The organism is Allomuricauda ruestringensis DSM 13258 (genome assembly GCF_000224085.1).
Classification (GTDB): Bacteria; Bacteroidota; Bacteroidia; order Flavobacteriales; family Flavobacteriaceae; genus Flagellimonas; species Flagellimonas ruestringensis.
Genome location: NC_015945.1, coordinates 161,221 through 184,360, shown reverse-complemented (window position 1 = coordinate 184,360; position 23,140 = coordinate 161,221). Strand labels below are relative to the sequence as shown.

20 protein-coding genes are annotated in these 23,140 nt (G+C 41.0%); 16 read left to right on the top strand and 4 right to left on the bottom strand.

Features of this window, described 5'->3' with window-relative positions:
* Positions 1 to 12 precede the first annotated feature (12 nt).
* Positions 13 to 507 carry a DinB family protein gene (locus MURRU_RS00870; RefSeq protein ID WP_014031516.1) on the bottom strand — a complete coding sequence of 165 codons (495 nt, stop codon included), beginning with the start codon at positions 505 to 507 and terminating at the stop codon, positions 13 to 15.
* A 235-nt stretch (positions 508 to 742) separates the two neighbouring features.
* Between MURRU_RS00870 and MURRU_RS00860 the strand changes: the two genes are divergently transcribed.
* From MURRU_RS00860 to MURRU_RS00840, 5 genes are all read left to right on the top strand, one after another.
* The gene (locus MURRU_RS00860) at positions 743 to 1,705 is read left to right on the top strand and encodes a helix-turn-helix transcriptional regulator (RefSeq protein ID WP_041801696.1); all 963 of its coding nucleotides are present in this window, start codon (positions 743 to 745) and stop codon (positions 1,703 to 1,705) included.
* A gap of 79 nt (positions 1,706 to 1,784) precedes the next feature.
* Complete coding sequence (locus MURRU_RS00855; protein WP_014031514.1) at positions 1,785 to 2,633, top strand: bifunctional helix-turn-helix domain-containing protein/methylated-DNA--[protein]-cysteine S-methyltransferase; 849 nt, start codon at positions 1,785 to 1,787, stop codon at positions 2,631 to 2,633.
* Positions 2,634 to 2,669: 36 nt separating this feature from the next.
* Positions 2,670 to 3,383 carry a 2OG-Fe(II) oxygenase gene (locus MURRU_RS00850; RefSeq protein ID WP_014031513.1) on the top strand — a complete coding sequence of 238 codons (714 nt, stop codon included), beginning with the start codon at positions 2,670 to 2,672 and terminating at the stop codon, positions 3,381 to 3,383.
* 1 nt (position 3,384) lies between these two features.
* The gene (locus MURRU_RS00845; RefSeq protein WP_014031512.1) at positions 3,385 to 3,651 is read left to right on the top strand and encodes an Ada metal-binding domain-containing protein; all 267 of its coding nucleotides are present in this window, start codon (positions 3,385 to 3,387) and stop codon (positions 3,649 to 3,651) included.
* Positions 3,620 to 4,231, top strand: a complete 612-nt coding sequence (locus tag MURRU_RS00840; protein ID WP_014031511.1) for an alpha-ketoglutarate-dependent dioxygenase AlkB family protein — start codon at positions 3,620 to 3,622, stop codon at positions 4,229 to 4,231. Before MURRU_RS00845 ends, MURRU_RS00840 begins: the two co-directional genes overlap by 32 nt.
* On the opposite strand, the gene MURRU_RS00835 is transcribed toward MURRU_RS00840, so the two are convergent.
* The gene (locus MURRU_RS00835; protein ID WP_014031510.1) at positions 4,232 to 5,773 is read right to left on the bottom strand and encodes a vanadium-dependent haloperoxidase; all 1,542 of its coding nucleotides are present in this window, start codon (positions 5,771 to 5,773) and stop codon (positions 4,232 to 4,234) included. It lies immediately after the preceding gene.
* Positions 5,763 to 6,758, bottom strand: a complete 996-nt coding sequence (locus MURRU_RS00830; protein WP_014031509.1) for a transporter family protein — start codon at positions 6,756 to 6,758, stop codon at positions 5,763 to 5,765. The genes MURRU_RS00835 and MURRU_RS00830 overlap by 11 nt, the downstream gene beginning before the upstream one ends.
* A gap of 419 nt (positions 6,759 to 7,177) precedes the next feature.
* Here MURRU_RS00830 and MURRU_RS00825 point away from each other — a divergent pair, with 419 nt between their 5' ends.
* The 10 genes from MURRU_RS00825 (at position 7,178) to trxB (ending at position 19,060) form a co-directional block, all read left to right on the top strand.
* Positions 7,178 to 8,008, top strand: coding sequence for an endonuclease/exonuclease/phosphatase family protein (locus MURRU_RS00825; RefSeq protein WP_014031508.1), 831 nt, complete (start codon positions 7,178 to 7,180; stop codon positions 8,006 to 8,008).
* Positions 8,009 to 8,201: 193 nt separating this feature from the next.
* Entirely contained in the window at positions 8,202 to 8,657 is a 456-nt protein-coding gene (locus MURRU_RS00820) for a (2Fe-2S)-binding protein (protein ID WP_014031507.1), read from the top strand.
* Positions 8,658 to 8,674: 17 nt separating this feature from the next.
* The gene (locus tag MURRU_RS00815) at positions 8,675 to 10,879 is read left to right on the top strand and encodes a xanthine dehydrogenase family protein molybdopterin-binding subunit (RefSeq protein WP_014031506.1); all 2,205 of its coding nucleotides are present in this window, start codon (positions 8,675 to 8,677) and stop codon (positions 10,877 to 10,879) included.
* A gap of 463 nt (positions 10,880 to 11,342) precedes the next feature.
* Positions 11,343 to 12,797, top strand: coding sequence for an arginine decarboxylase (locus tag MURRU_RS00810; protein ID WP_014031505.1), 1,455 nt, complete (start codon positions 11,343 to 11,345; stop codon positions 12,795 to 12,797).
* A 180-nt stretch (positions 12,798 to 12,977) separates the two neighbouring features.
* Complete coding sequence (speB, locus tag MURRU_RS00805) at positions 12,978 to 13,850, top strand: agmatinase (RefSeq protein ID WP_014031504.1); 873 nt, start codon at positions 12,978 to 12,980, stop codon at positions 13,848 to 13,850.
* Positions 13,851 to 13,903: 53 nt separating this feature from the next.
* Positions 13,904 to 14,878: a deoxyhypusine synthase family protein gene (locus MURRU_RS00800; RefSeq protein WP_014031503.1), complete on the top strand. Its 975-nt coding sequence runs from the start codon at positions 13,904 to 13,906 to the stop codon at positions 14,876 to 14,878.
* 2 nt (positions 14,879 to 14,880) lie between these two features.
* The gene (locus tag MURRU_RS00795) at positions 14,881 to 15,189 is read left to right on the top strand and encodes a hypothetical protein (protein ID WP_014031502.1); all 309 of its coding nucleotides are present in this window, start codon (positions 14,881 to 14,883) and stop codon (positions 15,187 to 15,189) included.
* Positions 15,190 to 15,372: 183 nt separating this feature from the next.
* Positions 15,373 to 16,158, top strand: a complete 786-nt coding sequence (locus MURRU_RS00790; RefSeq protein WP_014031501.1) for an RMD1 family protein — start codon at positions 15,373 to 15,375, stop codon at positions 16,156 to 16,158.
* A gap of 13 nt (positions 16,159 to 16,171) precedes the next feature.
* Positions 16,172 to 17,542, top strand: coding sequence for a 30S ribosomal protein S6--L-glutamate ligase (gene rimK / locus MURRU_RS00785; RefSeq protein ID WP_014031500.1), 1,371 nt, complete (start codon positions 16,172 to 16,174; stop codon positions 17,540 to 17,542).
* A gap of 549 nt (positions 17,543 to 18,091) precedes the next feature.
* The gene (gene trxB / locus MURRU_RS00780) at positions 18,092 to 19,060 is read left to right on the top strand and encodes a thioredoxin-disulfide reductase (protein ID WP_014031499.1); all 969 of its coding nucleotides are present in this window, start codon (positions 18,092 to 18,094) and stop codon (positions 19,058 to 19,060) included.
* 170 nt (positions 19,061 to 19,230) lie between these two features.
* On the opposite strand, the gene MURRU_RS00775 is transcribed toward trxB, so the two are convergent.
* Positions 19,231 to 19,674 carry a hypothetical protein gene (locus MURRU_RS00775; RefSeq protein ID WP_014031498.1) on the bottom strand — a complete coding sequence of 148 codons (444 nt, stop codon included), beginning with the start codon at positions 19,672 to 19,674 and terminating at the stop codon, positions 19,231 to 19,233.
* Positions 19,675 to 19,968: 294 nt separating this feature from the next.
* On the opposite strand from MURRU_RS00775, the gene MURRU_RS00770 reads away from it, so the two are divergent.
* The gene (locus tag MURRU_RS00770; protein WP_014031497.1) at positions 19,969 to 23,136 is read left to right on the top strand and encodes a SusC/RagA family TonB-linked outer membrane protein; all 3,168 of its coding nucleotides are present in this window, start codon (positions 19,969 to 19,971) and stop codon (positions 23,134 to 23,136) included.
* The last annotated feature ends 4 nt before the right edge of the window (positions 23,137 to 23,140 follow it).

Below are 23,140 nucleotides of genomic sequence, written 5' to 3'. Positions count from 1 at the left end.
CCCAGGTAAAATCTATCGTTCGTAGAAAAATGGGGGTTCAACTCCCAAGGCCCTCAAATAAACATACCCCTGTCCGCGGTGGTGTATCTCATTATCAATAAAATAAAAAATGGAAGACTGTACGGTACCTTCATACTGCCCAAAGAGTTTTACATGCTCTTGAAAACGCTCCAAGTCAATCTGGCTCCAGAGCTTATTGATTTCTTCCGTATCCTGATCCCATTTTTCTAAAAACTGGGCCTTTGTGCTACCGTAGTTCCTGTTTTCATCAAAGTCACCGATTTTGTTCGAAACAATTTCGGTAAGTCCGGGAACGGCAATGGCAAAAAGCTCCTTTACCATCTCGGAAAAAGGACGCATTCCGCCAATACTATAATTAAAGAACTCTTTTTCCGGAAAGGCTTCGATTACCCTTCGGGTAAGTCCCCTATGACCTTGGTAATGTTCCAAAAATTGGGTTGGGGTAATAACTTGTGCTTCAGTTTGCTTTTTAATGGTGTTTTCCATGATGCTTTGTTTTTTAAAGGTTTATTGTTTCTGAAACCAAAAGTAGGAGGGGGGTGTGACAGCCCTTTGTCAGTAGAAAAGAAATGGGTGGAAAAAAAAGTTCATGACAAGCAGTTGTCACTCTACGTGCCTAGTTTTGACATAGATTTAATGGTAAAAATGAATTAAGATGAGCAAGAAAAGATCTCCCGTCCTTGGATTGAAATCCTATCTTTGGGAGATAGCTCACACAATTATGGGAATGGATACCGCAAAACGTTTTGATAGGATAGTTGCCATTTTAATACAGTTGCAATCCAAACGGATTGTAAAAGCCCAAGAACTGGCAGACCGATTTGATGTGAGCCTACGTACCATTTACAGGGACATTAGGACTTTGGAAGCCTCGGGCGTACCCATTGTAAGCGAGGCAGGTGTGGGCTATACCATTATGGAAGGGTACCGTTTGCCCCCGGTAATGTTTACCCGCGAAGAAGCTGGAAGCTTTGTGGCCGCAGAAAAACTCATGCAAAAATTTACCGATAAATCCCTTGGAGCGTATTATGAATCTGCCATGTACAAGTTGAAATCAGTGCTAAGGGGAAAGGAAAAAGATTGGGTGGAAACATTGGAGTCCCAAGTATCCATAGTGCCGGGACAGGTTCTGTTTAACGAAAAGGTGCCCAATGCCCTTGAAATTTTGTTCGAGAGCATTGCCGAACGGAAGCAGGTTTTTTTAAGATACGAATCATTACGGGAAGAAACCCCATCCGAACGTAGGATAGAACCCGTTGGGCTTTTTCATGAAAATGGATTTTGGTACATATTGGGCTATTGTCATTTGCGGGCAGATTACAGGCATTTTCGAACGGATAGAATTCACCGAATAGCTCGAACATCATTGGATTTTATGCTGGAACACGGCACTATTGATGAGCATCGAAAGAAAAGAGAGGAAGTCAGCAAAACAAAAGTGAAAATATTGGTCGATAAATCTATTGCCAAGTATATTCGCAATCAAAGCAAATACTATGGCCTCATTTCAGAGGAAGTCAAAGGAAAAGAAGTGGAAATGACCTTTATGACAACCGATTTGGAAAATGGATTTGCCAGATGGTACCTGATGTTTGGAGATTATGCAAAAATCGTTGAACCCAAAGCATTAAAAGAAAGAGTGGCCGATATCCTAAAGAAGAGCCAGAGTATGTTAACGGGGTAACTGTTTGCCTAATAGTTAGCAAGATTCGGGTTTTATCGCCCTCATGTACCGTGTACTTTTGTTTCAAATAAGCTAAACCATGAGTACGCAAGCAGAATTCAATTACAATAGAGTGGCAAAGGCCATTGAGTTTATACGAAGCAATTTTCAGGAGCAGCCTTCTTTGAACGAGATTGCAGAATCCATTCATTTAAGCCCTTATCATTTTCAACGTTTGTTCACGGAATGGGCAGGGGTGAGCCCCAAAAAGTTTATGCAGTACATTAGTGTTGAGTATGCAAAAAAACTATTAAAAGAAAGACAGCTTACATTACTAGAAGCCGCTATGGAGACTGGTTTTTCGGGCACTGGAAGGCTTCATGACCTTTTTGTGAGCATTGAAGGGATGACACCGGGAGAATACAAAAATGGGGGTGAAAGCTTGGAAATCAATTATAGTTTTGCAGAAAGTCCTTTTGGCAAACTGATTGTTGCCTCTACCTCAAAAGGTATCTGCCACATGTCCTTTATCGATGATGATCAAACTGCATTTGATGACCTAAAGTCGCGTTTCCCCAATGCCATATATCGCCAGTTTTTGGATAAGTACCAGCAGGATGGGTTGTCCATTTTCCAAAACGATTGGAGCAAACAAGAACAGATTAAGTTGCACTTGAACGGTACGCCATTTCAATTAAAAGTCTGGGAAACCCTGCTCAAGATTCCAAGTGGTAGTTTGTCTGTATATGGATCCATTGCCCAAAAAATCGAAAGACCCAAAGCTACCAGAGCGGTAGGGTCGGCAATAGGTAAAAACCCCGTCGCCTTTTTGATCCCATGTCACAGGGTCATTCAATCATCCGGCAAAATAGGGGGGTATATGTGGGGCAACACAAGAAAAAGTGCCATTATAGGATGGGAAGCTGCCCAAATGGCCTCAGCCGAATAAAAAACGCAAACATCAATCAATAATCGAACAATCAACATGAATAATATAACATCCCATGGTTTCAAAGTGAAATGGGACGAAGTCGAAGAAAATCTCCATAGTAAAGGATATGCCGTGGTTCCTGGTTTTTTGGAACCAAATATGTGCAATGCCCTAAAGGAACTGTATGATCAAAAAGAAGGATATAGAAAGACTGTGATTATGGAACGTTATCGTTTTGGTTTGGGAGAGTATAAATATTTTGATTACCCCTTGCCCAAGATAATCCAAAACCTTAGAAGTGAATTATACCCACATCTTGTGCCCATTGCGAACCTTTGGATGAAAGCTCTGAAAATTGAAAAAGCATTCCCAAAAACCCATCAGGAATTGGTTGCACAATGTAAGGAACAAAACCAGTTAAAATCCACTCCCCTTATTTTAAAATACGGTAAGGGAGGTTTCAATACCCTGCACCAAGACCTGTACGGAGAGGTCTATTTTCCTATTCAAGCCGTACTTTTTTTGAGTGACCCCGATGTAGATTATGAAGGAGGGGAGTTTGTGATGACCCAGCAGACACCCAGGGCCCAATCGAAGGCGATAGTACTGAGACCCAAAAGGGGTGATATGTTATTGTTTACCACCAATTTTAGGCCTGTAAAAGGAAAGAAGGGATATTATCGGGTCAATATGAAACATGGAGTGAGTGAACTGCACTATGGCGAAAGATATACTTTGGGGATTATTTTTCATGATGCCATAAGTTAAGATGATTTACCACCACTCCAACCTCAATGAAAAAGAAGTTAGAACCTTGATTCGAAAGGGCGAGATCATATTGGCAGGGCATAAAAGATTGAAAATTTATGGTACCTTGAAGTGTACTTCGGGCAAACGAATGAAAAAGGAGAACAGAGTTTTCTTCAATTCTGAAAACGAGGCCCAAAAATTGGGATTCAGGCCCTGCGGACATTGTATGAGAGTAGCATATAAAGAATGGAAAGATGGATTTGTTCACCAATCAAATAAACCCTGAGAAGAATTGGCTGCCCAAAGATGGGGTGGTCAATTATTATGGCCCAATCATGAAGCATGAAGAAGCCAATCACTATTTTCAACAACTTTTCGATACCATTGCATGGAAGAACGATGTGGCCCTAATGTATGGAAAACGGATTGAGACCAAACGAAAAGTTGCGTGGTATGGCGATGAGCCTTTTGAATACACCTATTCCAATCACACCAAAAAAGCATTGCCATGGACTCCAGAACTTTTGAAGCTGAAGCAACTCACCGAAAAACGAACCAAAGAGACCTACAATTCTTGTTTGTTGAATTTATATCACTCGGGGGAAGAAGGTATGGCATGGCACAGTGATGCCGAAAAAGATTTAAAGAAAAATGGAGCGATTGCCTCCCTTAGTTTTGGAGCTGAACGAAAATTTGCTTTTAAGCACAAGGAATCCAAAGAAAAGGTAGGGTTGACCCTCGACCATGGGAGCCTTTTGGTAATGAAAGGCACTACCCAAAGCCATTGGCTGCACCGCTTACCACCAACAAAGTTGGTGAGGACACCGAGAATCAACCTTACGTTTAGAACAATAGTTAGTGTTTAGTTATTGGTCTGCTCCATCTGCCTTTGCCCTGTCAATTGTGTATTGAGCAACTTCTCGTCCTTGGTCTGTGCCCACCGTGGCATCAAAACTCCAGTGAATACCCCCATAAACCCTGGAAATTGCCGCTTCTTCTGCCCAAGCTCTCATCTGTTCTGCTTCTTCTGGAAAAATATAGGACAAAACTTCGGACGCTGCTGCCGAGAAAACACTGTGCCCAGAGGTATAACTTGGAAAATTTGGTGTACCAGCTATGGTTTTAAAGCCTTCAATTAATTGTATGGGCCTAGGGTAATGGTAATAATACTTGGCATCCCAGCAACTGATACCCGAATCCATGATGGCCATGTTCATATAGGCCAAAGTCCGTGTAGTCTGTAAAGGATTCAGACGGTATTCCACAATGAGTTCGTTAGCGATACGGTTCCAATGCCCTGGAGGGGTATAAGTGCCCAGCCCGTCTTGCCAAAAATTGGCAATTCTACGATGTTCTTCTGTCATATTTTTGGTATAATCTTTCAATAGTTCCACATCGTCCAAAAATTCTTGGGAGTCCAATTCTGGAGGGGCAATTGGGCGTACACTCTCTACATCATCAATGCTCCACATGGTTACTTTACTGAAAAGAGGGGTTAAACCAACTGGGCGTTCCGGGATTTCCAAATTGTCCCAAGCCCATCCAAATCTATCGTAAGCGGCCTGTTTGATGGAATCTGACACTGCCTTTGGCGTCTGTGCATTTTTCATACCATCGTTGGAGGCTCGTGTTAATGCTGTTTCGGAAACTGCATCTCCAATAGTTACCCCTGCAGTAATATCGCTCATTACATTACCTCCAGAAAGCATCAGACTTTCCAGATGTTCCTCTTCAAGGTTTTGGAGATATTCAGCTTCAAGGGGAAACATGGCCGTAAGGATATTTTTTGATGTTCTGGCAATTACTGCACCATCCGAAGGATAAGAGGGTATGTCGTTTGCTTCGTAAGCATACTCGATACTTTTATCCACTGTATAAGGTGCGGCCCTATTGTACTCGTATTTATGGTGCCAAGCGGAGATAAGTCCATCAAACTGAGCTACGGACATATAGGCCAACGCCCGGCATGCATAGGGTGGGTGTGCAAATGGGAACGCTGGCGGCCCTTCAGGGTTGGCGGGATTGGGCAAAGTGTAAGTGCCGTCTGCATTTGGTCCAGGGATAATATTGTATTTGGCAATAAGTTCCAAGGCAACCTCGTTCCAGCGTACCGCAGGATTATTGGTCCAATATTTTATAGTTTTCTTTTGTTCAGAAGTTATATTGGCCATAGCTTCTTTCACTTCTGCCAATTCATTTTGATAGGCTTGTGAATCAGTAGCTTCAGGAACCGGTATTTCAATGGATGCACCGGACTCTTCAAGCACAGGAACCCAATCGCCCCCATTTTCATCGAGTTCAGAATATGCATAACCTTCATAAGGTATGTATTGTGGAGTATCTTTTTCGCAAGAAGTCAAAAGGATAAGGCACAAGGCCATAAACAGTGTGTATATTTTATTGCTCATTGGTAGTTTCGGTTTGTTTTTTTATGACATTGAATTGGTAGGTAAGTCCAAAGCCCGTATTATTGAATTTGGGTACGTTTCTTCCGTTGACCACCCTGTTATGGTAGGCTACAATCCCTAAACCCTTTATTGATTTAAAGAAATATTGGGCCGATAACCCCACTCGGTCAAACTCCACTTTATTGGTGGGTTGCGCAGCATTGTAAGCCCTTATATCGTCTCCGCTGGTTGAGGCAAGGCTTGTGTAACTCAGTTCGAGTTTTAATGAGGTATCGAAGAGCCATTTGCCAAGAATAGCTTCGTAGGTCCATGCATTGGGTACGTCCATCCACGCGGTATAGTAACTGCCATTGTTGTAGTAATAATCCCGTTCGGCCTCTGTATAGCCTCTCCATAGATGTGCAAGGGAGGCACGGAGGTAGAATTGGTTGCTCAACTCATACTGGCCTATGGCACGCAAAGAAAACTCGGGAGCTCCAGCGCCAATACTATAAGGTCTGTAATCGGAAAGGTAATTGGTAAAAGGAGTTGAAAATCCCGCTGTTGCAAGAGCAGTGAGTTTTCCGGTTCCTAAATCACTATGTATGGCACGGTATTTCAGGGCAAAGCCAATATCCTGAAACCCTCGGGCACCTGCAAATTTTCCTCCATTGGGTTCTGAAGATTCGGTTTTTACATAAGGTAGGCTTACATAAAAATTAAGGTCGTCCAAAATACCTATGGCAGCCATGGGAAGAACGGTGTTTCGGTCCACAGTGGCTATGGTTTCATTGGATCTTAAATATGATCCTTCCCAATATCGGTCAAAAGTGCCCATATCATAAGAAAAAAGAACGCAAATGTTCTTGGAGGGCATCATAAGTGCATCAGAAGGGGTTTGCGCTTTTAGAGGTATGGTTAGAAAAAAAAGCGCCAAGACCTCAAAAAATGGCAAGGCCCTACCTTTTTTAGAGGTGTGGAAGCTAAAGAGCTTATTTACTTTCATAAATTAGAATTGGATGGTTTATTAATTTTGGTTAACAGTTAAATTTTGATGGGATGTTAATAGTCTTTAACATTTCGGGGGCTAAAATAAATGGTAGCGGCAAGGCAAGGGATTAAGGAATTCCCAATAATTATTAGGGAAAAGGTAAAAGGGTTGATTAAAGATTAAATTTGATTACAGAAAAGTAAAATTGATGACCAAAGCAGGGAGAATTACTTAATGAAAGTCAAATAAGCAGGTAAGTTTTATGACAATTGACCATAGTTGAAAGAGGAATATGTCAATAATGAAGAATATAAAGATAAAGTAACCTTAATGCACAAAAAATTGAATAGTTTGCATACTTAAATTATAAAGCAATCAACTCCCTTTCGATTACTCACGAAGAAGAGATTTAAAAAAATATAGAAACCTGAACAATGAAAAACACCTTTTTAATTCTTTTGGCTATTGGGGCATTGTTAAGTGCCCAAGGGCAAACCATTGACGTTATTTCGTACAACATTCGATATGATAACCCTGATGATGCACCCAACAATTGGGACAACCGAAAGGAGTTTCTCATCTCACAGCTTAATTTCTACAATCCGGATGTATTCGGTATACAAGAAGGGTTGATTCATCAGGTCAAAGAAATTGATGAAGGTTTGGAGGACTATGCCTATTTCGGAGTAGGCCGCGATTATGGTGATGAGAGAGGGGAACACACCGCTATCTTCTACGACAAAAAGAGGGTGAAACTTATTGAACAGTCTACTTTTTGGCTATCCCTTACCCCTGATAAACCATCCAAAGGATGGGATGCAGCTTTGCCCCGAACTTGCACCTATGGTATTTTTGAAAATAATAATGATGGGGCCAGGTTCATGGTCTTCAACACCCACTTTGATCATGTAGGCGTCAAGGCACGGGAAGAAAGCTCCAAACTTATCCTTGAGAAAATTAAGGAGTTGAACATGGAAAACTACCCAGTGGTTTTAACAGGAGATTTCAATTTGGAAAGTGATAGCCCAGGAGTACAGGTAATTGTTGGTGAAATGGCAGATACCCACATCGCCGCTGGGGAAAATGCCTTTGGTCCTGATGGAACTTTCAATGGCTTTGAATTCAATAAGCCTGTGGAACGAAGAATCGACTATATTTTTGTTTCCGATGATTTTGAGGTACTAAAAAGTGCGATTTTGAGTGATTCCAAGGATACCCGATATCCCTCGGACCACTTGCCCGTTTTTGCGCGGTTAAAGTATTGAGCCGAATTAAAATTATCAACAATTTTAATGACTTTTTTAGTTGGTTTCGGGATGAATTACCCGCTTCTTATTTGTATTGATTTTAAGTAACTTAAGAAAAACTAAAAACAATGTTAATTTTTCATGGTTGTTTGACTTAATATTCCATTTTGTTCCAATAAAGCTTTAACTTCAAAGGGAATTAATCAACATTATGGCAACATTTACACTTAACATCAACGGAACAAAACAGGAGGTCGATGTGGATCCATCCACACCAGTCCTCTGGGTTTTAAGAGATCACCTGAATTTAGTGGGAACAAAATACGGATGTGGTATAGCACAATGCGGGGCCTGCACCATTCATTTGGACGGCACTGCGACCAGAGCTTGTATGCTAACCGTATCCTCCGTAGGAAATTCCGAAATCAAAACCATCGAAGGCTTATCCGAGGAGGGCGACCATCCAGTACAAAAGGCTTGGTTGGAAGTGGATGTGCCCCAATGTGGGTATTGCCAAGCAGGTCAAATTATGACAGCTTCCGCACTTTTGGAGAAAAATCCAAATCCAACAGACGAAGAAATTGAAATGGCCATGAACGGAAACATCTGCCGTTGTGGTACCTACACGAGAATCAAAAAAGCCGTGAAACTAGCGGCTAAATCATAACCCATAAAACTAGTATAATGACACTTGTTAAGACAAAAATAGGACGAAGGGCCTTTATTAGGAATACAGGGTTGGCTAGTGGTGGACTTGTTATCGGGTTTAGCTGGTTGGCTTCTTGTAAAATGACTCCGGAGCAGGTAAATAGCCTGCCAGATGAGTGGTTCGAACTCAACGGTTTCCTAAAAGTAGGGGATAACGGTATGGTGACCATCATGTCGCCCAACCCCGAAATAGGTCAGAACGTAAAAACATCCATGCCCATGATCGTGGCAGAAGAGCTCGATATTGCATGGAAGGATGTATTGGTGGAACAAGCTCCATTGAACACCGATATTTTCACACGGCAATTGGCCGGTGGCAGCCAGTCCATCCGACAAGGGTGGGAAAGTTTGCGAATGGCCGGAGCCACTGCAAGACATATGTTGAAAGAAGCTGCAGCACAAGCGTGGGACGTTTCTGTAGATGAAATTACCACAAAAGATGGTGTCTTGACCCATGAAGCAAGTGGAAATTCGGCTGGCTACGGAGAAATGGCCTCAGCTGCCACAAGTATTGAAGTTCCCGAAGAAGTCCAGTTAAAAGATAACGGTAGCTTTTCCATCATAGGTACGGACAAGAAGAACGTGGATGGCAAAAAAATTGTTACTGGTAAACCACTTTTTGGATTGGATGTATATAAAGAAGGGATGCTTACCGCTATGATTGTGCATCCACCAGCTTTTGGAGTGAAATTCAAGAGCATGAATGCAGAATCGGTAAAATCCATGCCCGGAATAAAAGATGTCTTCCATTTTGAGGCCTACCCCGAAGATGTAGAAAAACAATGGTCAGATGGAGGTGCTATTCCAGAACTGGTTGCCATTGTAGGCAATAGTACATGGGAATGTATGCAGGCCAAGAAAGCATTGAACGTGGAATGGGAAGAGGTATCCAAATTGGAAAGTACCTCTTACCATGATGAAGCGCTTGCATCACTTTTGGAAAAGCCCCAAGAAGAACCAGCAAGAAAGGATGGAGACGTGGATGCAGCTTTCAAAAAGGCGGCAAAAATTGTGGAAAGTACCTATTCAGCACCCTATTTGGCCCATAATACCATGGAGCCCATGAACTTTTTTGCACACGTTACACCAGAAAAGGCAGAATTGTTGGGTCCAATTCAGACTCCAGAATTTTTAGAACAGACATTGGTATCCAGATTGGGTATGCCGGCAGAAAAGATAGATGTAATGATGACCCGTATGGGTGGAGGTTTTGGCCGTCGCTTATATGGAACTTTTGCAGTGGAGGCAGCCGCGATTTCCCAGAAAATGAATGCTCCGGTGAAATTGGTGTATTCCAGGGAAGATGATATGACCCAAGGTACCTACCGACCCTCTTACAAAGTAAAATACAAAGCAGGTTTGGATGAAAACGGAAACCTGATTGCTTGGCATGTGCGCGGAGCAGGTACCAACGATGACCTTATCTTTGAAAACCGTTTTCCAGCAGGAGCCGTGGACAACTACTTAGCAGAAAAGCATAGCTTGGAAACCAATGTGACCACCGGAGCATGGAGAGCTCCCCGCTCCAACTTTATTGCAGGGGCCGAACAAGCCTTTATGGATGAGGTGGCAGAAGCTGCAGGCAAAGACCCATTGGAATTCCGTTTAGAGCTTTTTGATAGAGCCATCAACAATCCTGTGGGCGACCCAGAGAAAAATGATTACGACCCAGAACGTTATGCGGGAGTACTAAAACTCGTCAAGGAAAAATCCAATTGGGACACCGAAACAGGTGAATCCCGTGGTGTAGCGGCATATTACTGTCACAATTCCTATGTAGCTCAAGTATTGGAATTGGAAAATGGCGGCGGCGATATGCCGAGAGTTAATAAAGTGACCTGTGCCGTGGATTGCGGTATCGTAATTAATCCGTTGGCCGCTAAAAACCAGATTGAAGGTGGGATAATAGATGGTATTGGCCACTCAATGTACAGTGCGTTGACTTTTGAGGCCGGTAAACCAGAGCAATCAAATTTTGATACCTATCGTCTCATGCGCAATTCCGAAGCACCAAAAAACATTGAGGTATTCTTTGTGGACAATGGAATAGACCCAACCGGTTTGGGAGAGCCTTCCTTACCTCCTGCAATAGCCGCATTATCCAATGCATTGTACAAAACAAAAGGAAGACGTTTCTACAAACAACCTTTCATTAACGACAAGCCACCGTTAGTAGGTTAATCATATCGATTTAAATAATATAGAGAGAAGCTGGTCAGTAGATGTTTTTTACTGACCAGCTTTTGTTTACAATTGCTCCTATTTCACTTTTTTGGATGTAAGTTATTGATATTCATAAAATTGTATTCTATAAAAATTTTTGTAAAAAAAGTTGCAGTATTGGATTTTTAGTTATGTTTGCCCCATAAATGAGTCCACCGAATATGGACGCATTGCCTATAAGCTTTGAAGACTTTTTTCATGTTCGGGCTTTTGGGGATAAGAAAGTCTACCCAAAAAGCCGTCTTAAGATCAAGACACCGGATATACGGGCTGACTTTCGAAGAGCTATATCATATTGACCGTGATTTTTCACGGACTCCTTACTTTGTACCATATACCATTTTTGAATTTCGTATCTGAAAACATTGATTTTCAGACCTCCTACTTTATTAATATCTTATAATACAATTACGAAATTTAAATGAAAACGAAATACATCGATTTAATCGAGCAGACCTATGATTTTCCTCAAGAGGAATTTCAGTTGGAAGACAATAAACTACAGTTCCACGGAATAGACCTTTATGGTTTGGTGCAACGCTACGGAACACCTTTAAAGTTTACCTATTTGCCCAAAATATCCGAGAATATCCAAAGGGCGAAGGGTTGGTTCAATAAAGCCATTAAGAATCATAACTATCCAGGTAAATATCACTATTGTTATTGTACCAAAAGCTCACATTTTGAGCATGTTTTGAATGAAGCCCTTAAAAATGACATTCATATTGAGACTTCATCGGCTTTTGATATCAATATTGTTGAGCATTTGAAGAATGCGGGCAAAATCACAAAAGATACCTATGTGATCTGTAATGGTTTTAAAAGGGATCAATACATCCAAAACATTGCGAAGTTGATCAATGAAGGCCATCGAAATTGCATCCCGATAATTGATAATTACGAGGAAATTAATTTGTTGGGCGAAGTAATTGATGGAAAATTTCAGATTGGAATCCGAATTGCCTCCGAAGAAGAGCCCAAGTTTGAGTTTTATACCTCTAGATTGGGTATCGGTTATAAAAACATAGTGCCTTTTTTCAATCAATCCATAAAACCCAATAAACAAGTTGAGTTGAAGATGCTTCATTTCTTCATCAATACAGGAATACGGGACACGGCATACTACTGGAACGAACTTTTAAAGTGTTTAAAAGTTTACATCAACCTAAAAAAAGTGTGTCCAACATTGGATGGCTTAAACATTGGCGGCGGGTTTCCAATCAAGAACTCCTTGGCCTTTGAATACGATTATGAATATATGGTGGACGAGATTATCCATCAAATTGCACAGGCATGTGAAGAAGCAGACGTAGAGCCCCCAAATATTTTCACCGAGTTTGGAAGCTTTACCGTTGGGGAAAGTGGTGGAAACATTTACGAAGTACTCTATCAAAAACAACAGAACGACCGTGAAAAGTGGAACATGATCAACTCATCTTTTATAACCACTATGCCAGATTCTTGGGCCATTAGCAAAAGGTTTATTATGCTGGCCATAAACCGTTGGAACGATGAATATGAGCGTATTCTATTGGGAGGGCTTACCTGTGATAGTGATGATTATTATAACTCGGAGCAGCACATGAATGCCATTTATCTTCCCAAATACAGAAAGGACAAGCCCCTTTACATTGGATTTTTCAATACAGGTGCTTACCAAGAAACCATAGGAGGATTTGGCGGATTACAACATTGCTTGATTCCCAGTCCCAAACATATTCTCATTAACAAAGATGAGGAAGGGAATATAAAAACATCGGTATTTGCAGAGCAACAAACAGCAGGTGAGTTTTTGTCCATACTGGGATACGGAAACAAAAAGTCTGCTGATGTTATGGTAAAAGCCAATGATTTATCGGTATCAAGCAAAAACTGAAAAAGGAATTATTAAAAAAATGAATGTCCACAATGTGTCATAATATTACCAACGTCACCCTGAACTTGATTCAGGGTCACATAAAGATGCTCATAGTCAGCAGGATGAGATGTTGAAACAAGTTCAACATGACGCCAAAAACACCATTATGACATTAAACGGACAATCAGCATTAAAAAAATGAAAACAGAAAGAACATACGCCGGTATTCCAAAGGAATATGGGTTGGCCGAAAAGGCCAAAGTGGTATTGTTGCCAGTACCTTATGATGGTACCAGTACTTGGGGAAAAGGTGCGGACAAAGGCCCCGAAGCCTTTTTGGAAGCCTCGGAAAATATGGAGGTTTACGATATTGAAACGGATAGTGAAGTTTATAAACAAGGAGTTTACTTGGCAGATGCCATAGAAGATTTTGCATCGCCCGAAACCATGGTCGGAGCGGTACATAAAACCGTGAAAGAGTACATCAACCGAAACAAATTGGTGACCATGATAGGAGGGGAGCATTCCATTTCTATTGGAGCCATCAGAGCTTTCAACGAATGTTTTGAGGGTCTCACCGTGCTTCAGATTGATGCCCACGCCGATTTGCGCAAAGAGTACGGGGGCACAAAGTACAACCATGCCTGTGCATTGTACGAAGCCAACGAGACCACAAATTTGGTGCAAGTAGGTATTCGCAGTATGGATCATGCCGAAACATTGGTAATGGACAGGGACAAGGTATTCTTTGCCCACGAAATGGTTTCCGATGATTTTTGGATAGATGCAGTCTTGGATTTAATGACGGACAATGTGTACATCACTTTTGATCTGGATGCCTTTGACCCATCTATTATGCCATCAACCGGAACACCGGAACCTGGCGGACTGTTGTGGTACGAAACCCTTGACTTTTTACGAAGGGTTTTTAAAGAAAAGAATGTTGTTGGTTTCGATATTGTGGAATTGTGTCCAAATGATGTCGATAAATCATCAGATTTCTTGGCAGCAAAGCTCTACTACAAAATGTTGAGCTATAAATTTTCAGAAAACAACGATTTCACGGAATAAAGATTTGAAGCAAATACACAACCTTCAAAAATTCCAAAAACATAGTAATTACAATGAGCAACAAAGGAGAAATATCACAATTTATACAAAAATACTTTTTGCACTTTAACTCTGCCGCTTTGGTGGATGCGGCCAAAGGCTACGAAGAGCAATTGAACAAGGGGTCCAAAATGTTGGTTTCCTTGGCCGGGGCGATGAGTACGGCTGAACTGGGCAAAATATTTGCGGAAATTATCCGTACCGATAAAGTTCATATTATATCCTGCACAGGAGCTAATCTCGAAGAGGATTTAATGAACCTAGTGGCACACTCCCACTATAAAAGAGTACCCAACTATAGGGATTTGACCCCACAAGAAGAGTGGGACCTTTTGGAGAACGGCCTAAACCGAGTCACTGACACCTGCATTCCTGAAGAAGAAGCCTTTAGAAGACTGCAAAAACACATCTACGACATTTGGAAAGAGGCCGAAGCCAATGGGGAACGTTATTTTCCGCATGAGTTTATGTACAAACTCCTGCTTTCGGGTGTTTTGGAGCAATACTACGAAATAGATATTAAAGACTCTTGGATGTATGCGGCAGCAGAAAAAAACTTGCCCATTGTGGTCCCTGGTTGGGAAGACAGCACCATGGGGAACATTTTTGCCAGCTACGTGATCAAAGGAGAACTAAAGGCCAGTACCGTAAAATCCGGTATTGAGTACATGACGTTTTTGGCTGATTGGTATCAGAAAAACTCGGAAAACGGTATTGGATTTTTCCAAATTGGTGGAGGTATCGCGGGAGATTTTCCTATTTGCGTAGTGCCGATGCTCTATCAAGATTTGGAACAGACAGAAACTCCATTTTGGAGCTATTTCTGCCAAATCAGCGATTCGACCACAAGTTACGGGTCTTATTCCGGAGCCGTGCCTAATGAGAAGATTACTTGGGGCAAATTGGATATTGACACACCCAAATTTATTGTAGAATCAGATGCGACCATTGTGGCTCCGCTGATTTTTGCTTATTTACTAAACATGTAGCCATGAGAAAAGGACAAACATCAGTTTTAAAAAGAGTGATCGTCGACTATAAAAAGTTGGATAAGAATATGCTCAACCTTCTTGTGGAAAAATTTCCCGATGGATACGATGATGATGACATTGTCACCTACCGGAACGCCAATAATGAAGTAGTGGAGTGTGTTGAGGTTCGTACCGAAGACACCGCCTATTTGGTAAAGGTTAGCAAACGTTTAGTAATGGCCATGGAGGATTTTGATGATTCGGACAACGATGATAGCGAAGACTCAGATTTGGATACCGATGAGCTTGAGGCTTCGGAAGAAGAATAATGTTAACTCAAAACACATTTTGCCAAAAAAAGTGGTCATTTCGAGTGGTTTTTTGAACCTAAGTTCAAAAAAATGTATCGAGAAATAGACCTTGTTCTCGACCTGCCACCGGCAGGCAGGTACTTTTTCCTAAAGGAAAAAATTCGAACTGACTGGTTTTAATCATATTAATAGTTTACCAAAATGGAATCAAAGGCAATGGCTCTGCACTTGGCAGCGAGTATCAATATCCCAGCTTGCAGGAAAGCTTTGGTCAAGGAACTTGTTTATGGTGATAGGGATGAACTTTTTTATTCGGATGCATCACGTTACCTTTACGTCTTCAGATACGGTGTTATTTCCTTTTTTGGATATAGCGAAGCGGACATAAGCCAACTTTTGAGCGAGATCAAGCCCTTTTGCAAGGAATGGCGGGAATCCTACATCACCGAAACCATGGATATGGAATTGGTGTCCGACCGGGAAGAAGCAATGATAGATCACGATAAGGTGATATTGCCGGAATCCAATGTAGAAGGCATTCGTTTGGCATTGTTGCATTTGTCGCAATCTGTGGCCTTGGATTATTTTGAGGGGCTATCGGAACAGGCTATGAAAGAAACTCGACAGCACACCACATATTTAGAACAAAAAGGAAAGTTGGACATAGGAGGAAAAAAGTTAAAAAAGCATATCGCCAAAGTATTGAACATTAACAATCAAATTTCTGAAAACCTCTATATTTTTGATTCCCACGAAGTAGTTTGGGAAGATTTGGAACTCGACCGATTGGACAAAGGTTTAAAACAAATCTTTGATCTAAAGGAAAGGTACCGAAATATAAAGGAACAGGGCAATGTGATCAAGGACAACCTCAGTCTGTTCATGAATATTATGGACCATAGGGAAAGTAGTAGGCTAGAGTGGATTATTATTATTTTGATTTTGGTCGAGGTCATCGACTTGTTCATTATGCGATTAATCAGTTAAATACATATTTGTTTTGAACGATTTTAAAATTTTGGGCAGCGAAGAATGGTGCCAGTTTGATGATTTGAGAATTCCGGCCATAAAGGCCAGAGTAGATTCCGGAGCAAAAACATCATCCATTCAAGCCAGTAAGATTAAAATTTTTAACAAAGGCCTGGAAGAATGGGTGCGTTTTGAGGTAAACCCAGTTCAAGACAATAGAAGTATATCCATCCTGTGTCAGGCCAAGTTGGTCGATGTACGGAGCGTTAAAAGTTCGCAAGGTATTGCAGAGGAACGTCCCGTAATAAAGACCAATATAAATATTGCGGGCAATGTCTATGAAATTGAACTTACCCTGGCCAATAGAGATACCATGGAGTATCGAATGTTGCTTGGTCGTGAGGCAATCAATGGACGGTACTTGGTAGATCCATCCCAAAGTTTTGTGCAGGGAGATATTTCCGATGAGGATTTGGAACAGAAGTACCAACCCTTCACTACGGAGAAAAAAGGACTCCGGTTGGGGCTGTTGGCCAGTAACCCAAACCTGTACAGTAATAAAAGAATTATTGAGGCAGGCGAAATGCGGGGCCATAAAGTGGTTTTTTTGAATGTGGAGCACGTGTATATGAAATTGGATGCCGCGACTCCGGAGATTAGGTACCGTGGCGGAAACATTTTGGATAAGTTCGATGCCGTGATTCCAAGAATAAAACCTGCCGTTACTTTTTACGGTTGCGCTCTTTTAAGGCAGTTTGATACATTGGGGGTGTATTGTTTAAACTCTGCCGACTCCATTGGTAGATCCAGGGACAAACTTTTTGCATCACAATTGTTCTCCAAAAACGATATTCATATACCCACAACGGGCTTTGCCAAATCCCCAATGGATACCAAAGACCTTATCCGTATGGTAAGCGGAGCCCCACTCATTATTAAATTGTTGGAGAGCACCCAGGGAAAAGGAGTAGTGCTGGCCGAAACCAATAAAGCGGCGGAGAGTGTAATCAACGCTTTTAAAAGTGTTCAGACCAATATTTTGGTACAAGAGTTCATCAAAGAAGCCAATGGACACGATATTCGTTGTTTTGTGGTGAACGGAAAAGTGGTGGCCTCCATGCAACGTACTGCAGAAAAAGGAGAGTTTAGGGCTAATATTCATCAGGGTGGAGCGGCATCAAAAGTTAAGATAACCCCAGAGGAGCGAAAGTTGGCCATTAAATCTGCAAAGGTCTTTAACTTGGACGTTGCAGGAGTAGACCTTATCCGGTCTAACAAAGGCCCCTTGCTTTTGGAGGTGAATTCTTCACCGGGGCTTCAAGGAATTGAAAATACTACGGGAAAGGATATTGCCAATGTGATGATAGAGACTATCGAGAAAAAATTGAAATATAAGCAATAACCCCACTGATTTTACTCAATTATTTGAAATTCAAATAATTATCTATTTTTAGATATATTTTCCTACACAAGGCTCCAAAAATCCAAATATAAATTGAAAACGGGCATCCGTAAACGGAGAAGCCCCATTGGTTAATTGTACCCCTTCCATATCAAAGGACAATAGTATGTTTGTCCCAGTTAACGCAAAGCTTTACAGCTTAAGTTAAAACCTTAAAATAGGATGGGGTGATTATAGGGTACTTTGTGTTCTTTACCTAATATCTTATTTATAACAAGGTTTACGTTGCTCCAAGGGGTTTTTGAGGTTGAGCCCCTTGGTTGTAACGGTTTTCTAAGATCAAATTATGTTCCCATAAATTTGACCTACTTTTTCGGAAAGGAGCCGTTTTTTACGGCTCCTTTTTATTTTAGAAATATTCAAAGAGCTTTAAAGAGGAAAAATCATTCACAATTGTTCACATCTTTTATAAAAACATAAAAAAGGCATGGTGTAAGGTTTTGGACAAAAAACCTACTTTTGTAAAGTAACATTTCAGGAAGAAGATTTATGTCAGAACAAGTGGAAAGAATCAAAACATTGATTATTGGATCGGGACCAGCAGGTTATACCGCGGCCATTTATGCCGCTAGGGCAGATTTAAAACCAGTAATGTATACTGGAATGGAGCCCGGTGGGCAATTGACCACTACCACCGAAGTGGATAATTTTCCAGGGTATCCAGAAGGTATCGATGGGCCAACCATGATGATACAGTTGCAACAACAGGCAGAAAGGTTCGGTACCGAAGTGAGAATTGGTATGGTAACCGCTGTGGAACTTAGTGATGAAGTTGGCGGAATACATAAAGTTACAGTGGACGATTCCACCCAATTGGAAGCTGAAACCGTGATAATCTCAACAGGCGCTTCCGCCAAGTACTTGAATATACCAAGCGAGCAGCGATTAAGGGGCGGTGGAGTATCGGCCTGTGCGGTTTGCGACGGTTTTTTCTATAAAGGTCAGGATGTAGCCATTGTTGGAGCAGGAGATACCGCAGCCGAGGAAGCATCCTATTTGGCCAATATATGCACAAAAGTGACCATGTTGGTTCGTAAAGACTACATGCGGGCTTCCAAAGCCATGCAGCATCGCGTAAATAGTTTGGACAATATCGAAATCCGATACAATACCGAAGTGGATGAAGTTTTGGGCGAACAGGTTGTGGAAGGTATTCGTGTGGTGAACAACCAAACCGGTGAGAAAGAGGAAATACCAGTTACTGGATTGTTTATCGCGATTGGGCATAAACCTAATACCGATATATTTAAAGGACAGTTGGATATGGACGAAACAGGCTACATTATTACTCAGCCAAAATCCACCAAAACAAACAAACCCGGTGTTTTTGCCAGTGGCGATGCACAGGATAAAATATACCGACAGGCGGTTACTGCAGCAGGAACTGGGTGTATGGCCGCTTTGGATGCAGAGCGTTACTTGGCCTCGGTAGAGAGCAAAGAAGTGTTGGCATCATAAACAGTTTGGTACTAAAAATATAAGAGGCTGTCTAAAAAGTATTGAAATACGTCATTCTGAATTTATTTCAAAATCCCATCATATTGATAAACAAATCATTATGAGAACCTGAAACAAGTTCAGGTTGACGAAAACCGACTTTTTAGACAGCCTCTTTTGTTGATTGCAGCTCAATCAATCCGCTTGTAATTTTCTGAAAAAGTTCTGTTGCCATCCGAGTCAACCGTAATTTGACTAAAAGAATTCTCGTCAAGGATAAGTTCAAACGTAAAGTTGCGCATGGTATCCAGAGCCTTCATCATATTGTCATCACCATATTCTATAACCTCTATCAGCGAACTATCCGTTACCCTATACGAACCGTATCCAAACCTTCCATTGGGATCGTCCGGGACATAGCGGGTCCACATAATCTTTTCTTTGGAATACATCTTAACCTGTCTGTAACCGTCAGATTTTATTATGGTATCTATAACATTTTCTCCGTCATAGTTGTAAAAACTTTGTAGTTCCCAAGTGCCTTCAATAGATGGACTGCTAGGCTTTTGTCCATTAAAGCTTCCTGTAAGCAAGAAAACAAGAATAATAGTGAAAAGTAAAACTAATTTTTTCATAATGCCCTACTTTTAAATGTGTTAGAATATTTAAAAGATAGCAATAATTTTTGTAAAAATTAAGATTATAGCCTTAAAATTTTAACATTTTGTCAGGCTGTCGTGTTATGGATGGGAATTTGTAAACTCTTAAAAGCTTGGGTGGAAAATGTCTTTTTTAAAAGACTTGCAAGGGGTTTAAGAATTATTTACTGAATCGGATTAATTTTTATGAATTAAACATTTTTTTGATTAAATGTTTGATTTGTAAAAAAAAATAAACAAATTTCGGGTCTATTAATACAAACTTTAATAATGAAAAACATTTATTTGACAATTATTGCAGTGTTTTCTTGTGTTGCTGCATTTGGTCAGACCGTTACGGGTACAGTGTCCGATATTTCGGGTACACCTTTGCCCGGCGTGACCATTGTGGTAAGTGGCACGAACATCGGAACAACAACAGATTTTGATGGAAACTATTCCATTACCGCCTCTAGCGGGCAAATCTTGAGATTTTCTTATTTGGGAATGAAACCAAAAGAAGTTACCGTAGGTACGCAAACGACTATCAATGTGTCTTTGGAAGAAGATGCAGAACAATTGGGGGAGGTTGTGGTTACTGCTTTGGGCATTTCAAGGGATAAAAAGTCGCTGGGTTATGCTACACAAGAGGTCGATGGAGATAATTTTAATTTAACCAATGAGCAAAATGTTTTGGGATCCCTTTCTGGACGAGTTGCCGGGGTACAGGTAACTGGTGCTTCCGGGGCTAGTATGGGAGGTACCCAGAAAATCAAAATTAGAGGTGTGAACTCCATTAGTGGAGGAGACCAACCGTTAATTGTTATTGATGGAACCCCAATTTCCAACGCTAATTTCTCTGGGAGTGACCAAGCGGATTATGGAAACCTTGCGCAGGACATCAACCCGGCAGATATTGAATCTGTGAATGTATTGAAAGGGCCAGCTGCTTCTGCATTGTATGGAATCAGGGGGCAGTTCGGGGTTATAATGATTACTACCAAAAAGGGCAAAAAAGGAGTCAAAGACGTTAATGTGCAGATTTCATCTTCTGTTTCATTGGAATCCACATATAATTTTATCCCCTTACAAAATATGTACGGGGGCGGTTCCAGTCAGACCTTTAGAGTACTGGATAATGGCCAACCATTTGTAGATATGAGTGTTGATGAAAGTTGGGGGCCTTTAATGGACGGCACCCCTGTTCGCCATGTTTTCAGTTTCTATCCTCAGGATCCCGAATATGGACAACTTAGGCCATTTGTGCCACAGCCCAACAATGTTAAAGATTATTACAGGACAGGTGCAACCTACAACAATAGTGTGTCCGTTACCGGAGGAAATGAGAATACATCTTTCCGCCTAAGCGCAAATGACACACGTATAGAAGGCGTTGTCCCAAATACATATCTCAATAGAAATAACATTGGTTTGAGTGCAAGTTTAAACTTGAATGAAAAGGTAACTGTTTCCAGCAATATGAACTATGCCAGAAATGAAGGTCAGCGTCCCGGCCAAGGTTCCGAATATGGAGCAAGTTACATGGTACAATGGTTCCAACGTAATTTGGATATGAATAGATTGAGGGATTATCAATACGATGACGGGACATTTTTACATTGGAATTTGAGCCGCCCGGATTCAGAATCCGGCCAGATTTCTGATTTTGATCCGCTCTATTGGAACAACCCTTATTTTGAAGTTTATGAAAACAACAGTAACGATAGACGAGATAGATTCTTTGGAGATATAGGCATTTCGTACAAGATTTTACCGGAATTGGAAGTCAGTGGATTCATCCGTTCGGATATGTATACCCAAAACATAGAAAATAGATCGGCTTTTGGGGGTAGGAGAGTTCCTTCCTATTCCGTTGGAAAATATCAGAACAGGGAGTTCAATTACGAATTTTTGGCACAATACAAAAAGTCATGGGGAGATTTTTCTTTTGATGGCAGTATAGGTGGCAATATATATGACCGACGTTATTCGTATCTCTCAATGAGCACGGTCGGCGGACTTTCAACACCAGGTTTCTACAATATTGATGCATCAATAGATAGACCCAATACCACCTCGTACCTATTGGAAAAGCAAATACGAAGTTTATATAGTTTGGTATCGTTCGGATACGATGGAACTTATTTTATAGATGCATCCATACGAAATGATAATTCGTCCGCATTACCTGATGATAACAATTCCTATTGGTACCCTTCTTTGTCAGGAAGCATTGTTTTTAGTGAATTATTGAACTGGAAACCATTGTCCTTTGGTAAGATTAGGGCCAGTTATGCGCAAGCAGGATCAGATTTGAATCCGTATCAAACAAGTACTGTTTATGGCGTAGGAACGGTTTATGATGGAATAAATACGTTGTATGTACCAGACAATTTGAACAATCCTAATATAAAACCTTCTTTTTCAAATTCTTTCGAAACAGGAATTGAATTGAACTTTTTTAAAAATCGATTAGGCTTTGACTTTACTTACTATGAGCAAAAGAACAAGGATCAGATTATCAGTTTGGATGTTTCAGGAACCAGTGGGTATAATTCCAGTATCATCAATGCAGGTTTGATCGAGAACAATGGTTTTGAGCTATCAGTGAATGCCAATCCCATCAGGTCCAACTTCTTTTCATGGGATTTTACCTTTAACATCAATAAAAATGAAAGTGAAGTTGTGGAACTCGCACCGGGCATAGATGTTTATACCTATGATTCCACTACCTACTCAAGCGTTACAAGTTATTTGAACTCCTACGAAGGAAAGCCGTTCGGTAGTTTGGTAGGGCAGGCGTATGAAAGGGATGAGGCTACGGGAATGGTATTACTGGGTGATGATAACATGCCATTATATACCGATGCTACACATGATTTTGGTTCGGTATTGCCAGATTTTAACGGAGGAATTCAAAATAATTTTAGGATAGGCCAATTCAATATTGCCGCAATGATTGATTTCCAAGGTGGAGGACAGTTCTTCAGTAGATCAAAAATGTTGTCTGTAAGAACTGGGCAAGATGCATTGACAGTAGCCACAAATGATAAAGGGATGAACGTAAGGGACGCCGTTGAAGATGGGGGCGGGGTCAAGGTCACTGGGATTTCTGAAACAACTGGTGAAGAAGTTACTGCATACGTGGATGCCCGTTCCTATTATAGAAATGTGATAGGTAGAAGAATTTATGAGGAATGGTTGTATGATGCATCCTTTATAAAATTAAGGGAAGTAAGAATTCAATATAATTTAGGTGAAAAAATCATCAATAAATTGCCTTTTAAAACAATGAGCCTTTCTTTTATAGCACGAAACCCTTACATGATATGGCAAAAAGCTCCAAGGGGCATAAACCCATCAGAGATTTCAACAGGAGCTCAGTCCATAAGCTGGTACGAGTCGGGCCAATTACCTTCGGTAAGGTCATATGGTCTTAACCTAAACGTAACATTTTAAAAGG

What these genes read in the sequence shown, in the direction of transcription:
- MURRU_RS00870 (WP_014031516.1), bottom strand. Translation starts at nt 507, where the DNA reads ATGGAAAACACCATTAAAAAGCAAACTGAAGCACAAGTTATTACCCCA.
- MURRU_RS00860 (WP_041801696.1), top strand. Translation starts at nt 743, where the DNA reads ATGGGAATGGATACCGCAAAACGTTTTGATAGGATAGTTGCCATTTTA.
- MURRU_RS00855 (WP_014031514.1), top strand. Translation starts at nt 1,785, where the DNA reads ATGAGTACGCAAGCAGAATTCAATTACAATAGAGTGGCAAAGGCCATT.
- MURRU_RS00850 (WP_014031513.1), top strand. Translation starts at nt 2,670, where the DNA reads ATGAATAATATAACATCCCATGGTTTCAAAGTGAAATGGGACGAAGTC.
- MURRU_RS00845 (WP_014031512.1), top strand. Translation starts at nt 3,385, where the DNA reads ATGATTTACCACCACTCCAACCTCAATGAAAAAGAAGTTAGAACCTTG.
- MURRU_RS00840 (WP_014031511.1), top strand. Translation starts at nt 3,620, where the DNA reads ATGGATTTGTTCACCAATCAAATAAACCCTGAGAAGAATTGGCTGCCC.
- MURRU_RS00835 (WP_014031510.1), bottom strand. Translation starts at nt 5,773, where the DNA reads ATGAGCAATAAAATATACACACTGTTTATGGCCTTGTGCCTTATCCTT.
- MURRU_RS00830 (WP_014031509.1), bottom strand. Translation starts at nt 6,758, where the DNA reads ATGAAAGTAAATAAGCTCTTTAGCTTCCACACCTCTAAAAAAGGTAGG.
- MURRU_RS00825 (WP_014031508.1), top strand. Translation starts at nt 7,178, where the DNA reads ATGAAAAACACCTTTTTAATTCTTTTGGCTATTGGGGCATTGTTAAGT.
- MURRU_RS00820 (WP_014031507.1), top strand. Translation starts at nt 8,202, where the DNA reads ATGGCAACATTTACACTTAACATCAACGGAACAAAACAGGAGGTCGAT.
- MURRU_RS00815 (WP_014031506.1), top strand. Translation starts at nt 8,675, where the DNA reads ATGACACTTGTTAAGACAAAAATAGGACGAAGGGCCTTTATTAGGAAT.
- MURRU_RS00810 (WP_014031505.1), top strand. Translation starts at nt 11,343, where the DNA reads ATGAAAACGAAATACATCGATTTAATCGAGCAGACCTATGATTTTCCT.
- speB (WP_014031504.1), top strand. Translation starts at nt 12,978, where the DNA reads ATGAAAACAGAAAGAACATACGCCGGTATTCCAAAGGAATATGGGTTG.
- MURRU_RS00800 (WP_014031503.1), top strand. Translation starts at nt 13,904, where the DNA reads ATGAGCAACAAAGGAGAAATATCACAATTTATACAAAAATACTTTTTG.
- MURRU_RS00795 (WP_014031502.1), top strand. Translation starts at nt 14,881, where the DNA reads ATGAGAAAAGGACAAACATCAGTTTTAAAAAGAGTGATCGTCGACTAT.
- MURRU_RS00790 (WP_014031501.1), top strand. Translation starts at nt 15,373, where the DNA reads ATGGAATCAAAGGCAATGGCTCTGCACTTGGCAGCGAGTATCAATATC.
- trxB (WP_014031499.1), top strand. Translation starts at nt 18,092, where the DNA reads ATGTCAGAACAAGTGGAAAGAATCAAAACATTGATTATTGGATCGGGA.
- MURRU_RS00775 (WP_014031498.1), bottom strand. Translation starts at nt 19,674, where the DNA reads ATGAAAAAATTAGTTTTACTTTTCACTATTATTCTTGTTTTCTTGCTT.
- MURRU_RS00770 (WP_014031497.1), top strand. Translation starts at nt 19,969, where the DNA reads ATGAAAAACATTTATTTGACAATTATTGCAGTGTTTTCTTGTGTTGCT.